Genomic DNA, 6,398 nt, shown 5'->3' on the forward strand with positions numbered 1-6,398 from the left:
TTGCGCATGACCTTCTGGAAGATGAAATTGTCCGCGATGGTCAGATCCTCCCAGGCCTTCAGCGCATCCGTTCGATTCGTCTTGTCCATTGGCATGCCCCCTCTTGAATCGTTTTTCTCACTTATTATTATAAGCCAATGCCCAATCCGGTGACAAGTAAAAGCCACATAGACACAAAGATACCGGCGCATGAGCAGTACGCCGGTATCTTTGCTGTGTATTATATCTTAGGAGAGCTTTGCGCCTCATATCGAGGTGCTAACGAAAGCCTATAGATAATATAGCATAACTGATAATGAATATCAAGAGCATATGCGAAAATTTTTCTCAACACCAAAAGAAGCCCCGGTTCTGCTCAACCGGGGCTTCCTTTCGTTTTCATCGCTAGCAATGAAAGCTCTCCTGGATTGTATTCTACCACAGCGGGTCAAATCTGTCTTGTGACTCAGTCGCGATTTGGGACAGTCCGACGGATCAAGATGTGTCCGACTACTACAGCTGTTCCACAAATGATGCTATAATAAATCTAAGACATTACGAATGGTTTGGTGGTGATCATATGGAAACGGACAAGTCTCTCTTGTCGGAGGAGGATATCAAGCATCGCTACATCACGCCGGCGCTGGAGCGGGTCTGGAATCCGTCGGACATCCGCATGGAGCTGCCGATCACGGCGGGGCGGGTCAATATCCGGGGGAATCTGGAGGTGCGCGAGCGGCCGAAGTTTGCCGACTATGTACTCTACACGCAGTCGGGCCATCCGCTGGCGATCGTCGAGGCGAAAGACAACAAGCACACTGTCTCTTACGGCCTGCAGCAGGCCAAGGCGTATGCCGAGATGATGGACGTCAAATTCGCCTACAGTTCGAACGGCGACGCTTTTACAGAGTTCGACTATCTGACGGGTGTCGAGCGCGAGCTGCCGCTCGACGCGTTCCCGAGTCCGGCGGAGCTCATCGCGCTCCTCAAGGAAGAGGGCCATCTGACGGATGCGCAGGTCAAGGTCCTCGAGCAGCCCTTCTATGTGTCGGAGGACACGTTTGCGCCGCGCTACTATCAGCAAGTCGCCGTCGACCGTACGCTCGATGCGATTGCCCGCGGGAAGACCCGCCTGTTGCTCGTCATGGCGACGGGCACGGGCAAGACGTACACGGCCTTCCAGATCATCTACCGGCTGCGCAAGGCGGGCCTCGGGAAGAAGATCCTCTACCTGGCTGACCGCAACATCCTCGTCGACCAGTCCATCCAGCAGGATTTCCGGCCGCTCGCCAGCGTCATCCACAAGGTCAACTACGCGGCCGACGACCGCACGACGATCACATCGTACGAGGTCTACTTCTCGCTCTACCAGCAGCTCTTCGGCGAGAACGACGAGGAGCGCTTCCGCTAACTTTTCCGGCCTGACTTCTTCGACCTCATCGTCGTCGACGAGTGTCACCGCGGCTCGGCCAAGGCCGACAGTCGGTGGCGCAAGATCCTCGACTACTTCAACGCGGCTGTCCAGATCGGCATGACGGCCACGCCGAAAGAGACGGCCTACGTCTCGAACATCGATTACTTCGGTGATCCCGTCTACACCTACAGTCTGCGGCAGGGCATCGACGACGGCTTCCTCGCGCCGTTCCGCGTCATCAACGTGCAGACGAACATCGGCAATGGCTGGTGTCCGTGCAAGGGCCAGCTCGACTTCTTCGGCAAGGAAATCGAGGACCGCATCTACAATAACACCGACTACGACTACAATATCGTCCTCGAAGACCGCATCCGCGAAGTCGCTGCGCGCATCACCTACTACCTGCGCCACACCGACCGCATGGCCAAGACCATCGTCTTCTGCGCCGACGAGGCCGCCGCCGAGCGCATGCGCCATGCCCTGGCCCAGCAGAACAACGACATGATGCAGAAGTATCCGAACTACGTCGTGCGCATCACGGGCAGCGACCCCTACGGCAAGAGCCAGCTCGACTACTTCATCTCCGTCGCCTCGCCGACGCCCGTCATCGCAACGACGTCGCAGCTGCTCTCGACCGGTGTCGACTGCAAGATGGTGCGGCTCATCGCGCTCGACGAGAACATCACCTCGATGACGATGTTCAAGCAGATCATCGGCCGCGGCACGCGCCTGCGCTACGATGAGGGCAAGCGCAGCTTCGTCATCATGGACTTCCGCGGCGTCACGCGACTCTTCGCCGACCCCGACTGGGACGGCCCCATCATCGAGGACCCGGGCTTTGAGTCGGGCGAGGGAGGAGACGGCAAGCCGACTGGCGACGGCCCCGGCGGTGGCGGTGGTGGCGGCGACCCTGCGCCCAAGCCCTTTGTGCGCGCCGACGGCTGCAAGGTCTACACCGTGCAGGAGACGATTGCCGTCTACGACGCAGGCGGCAAGCTCCTGAAGCAGGAGAACATCATCGACTACACCAAGGAGAACATCCTCGGCCAGTTCGGCGACCTCCATGCCTTCATCCACGAGTGGAACGCCGCCGAGAAGAAGCAGGCCATCGCCGATGTGCTCGCGAAGCGCGGCGTCGACCTCGACAAGCTCAAGCAGGCGATGAAGATGGACGACGTCGACGACTTCGACTTCATCTGCCACGTCGCCTACGACCAGAAGCCCCTGACGCGCCGCGAGCGCGCCGAGGGCGTCAAGCGCCGCGACTTCTTGAGCCGCTACAGCGGTGCAGCGCGCGAGGTCCTCGAGACACTGCTCGAGAGCTACAAGGACCTCGGCATCAAGAACATCGAGAAGGCGGACGTGCTGCGCATGAAAGACTTCCAGAAATTCGGCACCCCGGGGCGCATCGGCAAGCTCTTCAACGGCAAGAAAGGCTATGAAGAAGCCGTGCGCGCCCTCGAACAAGAACTATACAAGGCAGGTTAACACAACATGGCAACAAATCTAGGCGGACTCGTCAAAAGGCTTCAGGACATCATGCGCAACGACCCCGGCATCAACGGCGACGCCCAGCGCATCGAGCAGATTATCTGGGCGCTCTTCCTCAAGGTCTACGACGCCAAGGAAGAGGACTGGGAAATGGATGAAGATGACTACCAATCCATCATCCCCGAGCCCTACCGCTGGCGGAACTGGGCCCACGACGACGGCAGCGGCACGGCCCGCACGGGCGAAGAGCTCTTGGACTTCGTCACGGAGCTCTTCAGCACACTCAAGAATCTCCCGATTACCCCTGACATGCCCAAGAAGAAGCGCATTGTCAAGACGATGTTCGAGGAGACGAACCAGTACATGAAGGACGGCGTGCTGCTGCGCCAGGTCATCAACGTCATCGACGCCATCGACCTCGAGAGCTACGACGATATGCACGCCCTCGGCGACATCTACGAGACGATCCTCAAGGAACTCCAGTCGGCAGGCCGCGCCGGTGAATTCTACACGCCGCGCGCCGTCACCGACTTCATGGCCGACCGCATCGAGCCGCATCTCGGCGAGCAGATGGCCGATTTCGCCTGCGGCACCGGCGGCTTCCTCGTCAGCTGGCTGCGCGAGCTCGAGAAGCAGATCAGGACGCCGGACGACCAGGCACTCTGGAACGACTCCGTCTACGGTATCGAGAAGAAGCAGTTCCCTTACATGCTCGCCATCACGAACCTCTTGCTGCACGGCATCGACAACCCCAACATCGACCACGGCAACAGCCTGCTCCACGACGTCCTCGACTACACGGAGTGCGACAAATTCGACAAAATCCTCATGAATCCGCCGTACGGCGGCAGCGAGAAGAAAGACGTCATGAGCCACTTCCCCGACGACCTCGCAGACAGCGAGACGGCCGACCTCTTCATGAGCGTTATCCTCTACCGCCTCAAAGCGAATGGCCGCGCGGCTGTCGTCCTGCCCGACGGCTTCCTCTTCGGCACCGACAATACGAAAGTCAACATCAAGAAGAAGCTCATGGCCGAGTGCGACCTGCACACTATCATAAGACTGCCCGGCAGCGTCTTCGCGCCCTACACGAGCATCACGACGAACATCCTCTTCTTCGACCGCACCCACCCGACCGAGAAGACATGGTTCTATCGCCTCGACATGCCCGAGGGCTACAAGCACTTCAGCAAGACAAAGCCCATGCGCCTCGAGCACTTCGACCCCGTCAAAGCCTGGTGGGACGACCGTCAGGAAATCCTCGAGGGCGACTTTCCCAAGGCCAAGTGCTACACCGCCGACGAGATCGCCGCAGGCGGCTACAACCTCGACCTCTGCGGTTTCCCGCACGAAGAAGAAGAGATCCTCGAGCCCATGGAGCTCATCCAGAAGTATCAGGAACAGCGCAAATCCCTCAACGACGATATCGACAAAATCCTCGCCCGCATCACCGCCAAACTGGAGGAAAACGCATGAACGCACAAGACCTAAAAAGCAGCATCCTCCAGCGCGCCATCGAAGGCAAACTCGTGCCACAGCTCAAGGAAGAGGGCACGGCGAAAGAGCTCTTGGCCGAAATCCGCTCCGAAAAAGCACGGCTCATCAAAGAAAAGAAAATCAAGAAGAGCAAGCCACTGCCAGAGATAACGGACGCGGAAAAGCCATTTGATATCCCCGATAGCTGGGAGTGGGTGAGGCTGAAGGATTTAGGCCAATTCAGCAGTGGAAAAACACCATCGAAACAAGTTCCGTCCAATTGGGAAAATGGAATAGTCAATTGGTTCACCTCGAAAGATATCAAGTCGGACTATCTTAGCAAGTCGCAGATATTGATTTCAGAAGAAGCTGCTAAGGGGTTACAGCTATATCCAGTAGGAACACTATTGATGGTTGTACGAAGTGGCATACTGAAGCGACTATTCCCGGTATCATTGCTCAAGGCTCCGGGAACAATCAACCAGGACATAAAAGCCTTTCAGATTTATGATGAAAGACTCTCAATGTATCTTTTTTTGTGTCTGAAAGGTTTGTCGCCGTATATTTTAAAGCAGTTTCGCAAACAAGTTACGACAGTCGACAGCTTACGCTTTGAAGATTTTTCAATCATGCCGATCCCCATGCCGCCATTAGCTGAATCACAGCGCATCCTTGACAGGGTAGCGGAACTCCAGCCCGATATCGACGCCTACGACAAAGCCCAGACCAAGCTCCGCACCATCGAGCAGCGCTTCCCCGACGCCATGAAAAAGAGCCTGCTCCAGTACGCCATCGAAGGCAAACTCGTGCCGCAGCGCAAGGAAGAAGGCACGGCCAAAGACCTACTCGTCAAGATTCGCGCCGAGAAAGCGCAGCTCATCAAAGAAAAGAAAATCAAGAAAACCAAGCCACTGCCCGCCATCACCGACGACGAAAAGCCCTTCGATATCCCCGACAGCTGGGAGTGGGCTAGATTTGGTGATATCAGCATTAACATGGATAGTGAACGCATACCATTGTCTGTAACGCAACGAAGAAAATTAGATAAAATCTATGACTATTACGGAGCCTCTGGCATCATAGATAAAGTTGATCAATATCTTTTTGACAGACCATTGATGCTTATTGGTGAAGATGGAGCAAATTTGTTAGCTAGGACAAAGCCAATTGCTTTTATTGCTCGTGGTAAATATTGGGTCAATAATCATGCGCATGTGATTGACTTTCCAAATGGAATCGATATGAAATACATGACATTTTACATGAATGCAATTAATTTAGCTGCTTATGTTACAGGAACAGCTCAACCTAAAATGAATCAGGCAAGAATGAATAGTATCCTTATTGCTATCCCTCCACTTGCCGAGCAGCACCGCATCGTCGCCAAGCTCGAAGAACTCCTGCCGCTCTGCCAACATCTCACTGCTAATCCATGACTGTCTTCGTATCTGCAACAATCATAATAGTAAGTACCCAAACAAAAAGCGCTATCGGAAAGGATATAACGATAGCACTTTTCAGTGGTGAATTTTTAATTTGGTTGCCTAGGATCTATTGCACTTAGATTGTAAATCTATCGTGCAAATCAAAAACTGTGAATATGTTGATTACTTTTTATTGATGTGATGCTTATTGCAATTTGATTGGAGAAACATCACCTAAACTATCAATCGGAAGCAATACTAGAGGTACTGTCAATATTCTTTCGCAAAATCATGAACCGCATCCTCGTTGCAATTAGTCAAGGATGGTCTCGGCATCACATCCATATAGATGCTTCATGTCCATATATTTTTTTGCGCCCCATTGGGAACTCACGACATGACGTAATCTGGCGCAGACGAGCATCAACGCACTCTCTCCATCAGGGAAGGTGCCAATGACGCGCGTCCGGCGACGAATCTCCCGGTTGAGGCGTTCTATGGTGTTGTTGGTACGGATTTTCTTCCAGTGTTCTTCCGGAAAGTCCATGTACGTCAAGGTCTCAGCAATGCCATCCAGCAGCTTGTCGGCTGCCTTGTTCAGCTTCATCCTGCGG

3 protein-coding genes and 1 pseudogene are annotated in these 6,398 nt (G+C 54.6%); 3 read left to right on the forward strand and 1 reads right to left on the reverse strand.

Annotated features, from left to right (window positions below):
• Positions 1 to 559 precede the first annotated feature (559 nt).
• From hsdR to T518_RS10830, 3 genes and pseudogenes are all read left to right on the forward strand, one after another.
• Positions 560 to 2,881 (forward strand): annotated as a pseudogene (hsdR, locus tag T518_RS12410) (EcoAI/FtnUII family type I restriction enzme subunit R).
• A gap of 6 nt (positions 2,882 to 2,887) precedes the next feature.
• Positions 2,888 to 4,360 carry a class I SAM-dependent DNA methyltransferase gene (locus tag T518_RS10825; protein WP_036378858.1) on the forward strand — a complete coding sequence of 491 codons (1,473 nt, stop codon included), beginning with the start codon at positions 2,888 to 2,890 and terminating at the stop codon, positions 4,358 to 4,360.
• Positions 4,357 to 5,796: a restriction endonuclease subunit S gene (locus T518_RS10830; protein WP_051652324.1), complete on the forward strand. Its 1,440-nt coding sequence runs from the start codon at positions 4,357 to 4,359 to the stop codon at positions 5,794 to 5,796. The genes T518_RS10825 and T518_RS10830 overlap by 4 nt, the downstream gene beginning before the upstream one ends.
• A gap of 301 nt (positions 5,797 to 6,097) precedes the next feature.
• On the opposite strand, the gene T518_RS10835 is transcribed toward T518_RS10830, so the two are convergent.
• Positions 6,098 to 6,398: transposase (locus T518_RS10835; RefSeq protein ID WP_036378861.1), on the reverse strand; the 301-nt coding region annotated here is incomplete at its 5' end.

The organism is Mitsuokella jalaludinii DSM 13811, assembly GCF_000702905.1.
GTDB classification, from domain to species: Bacteria; Bacillota; Negativicutes; order Selenomonadales; family Selenomonadaceae; genus Mitsuokella; species Mitsuokella jalaludinii.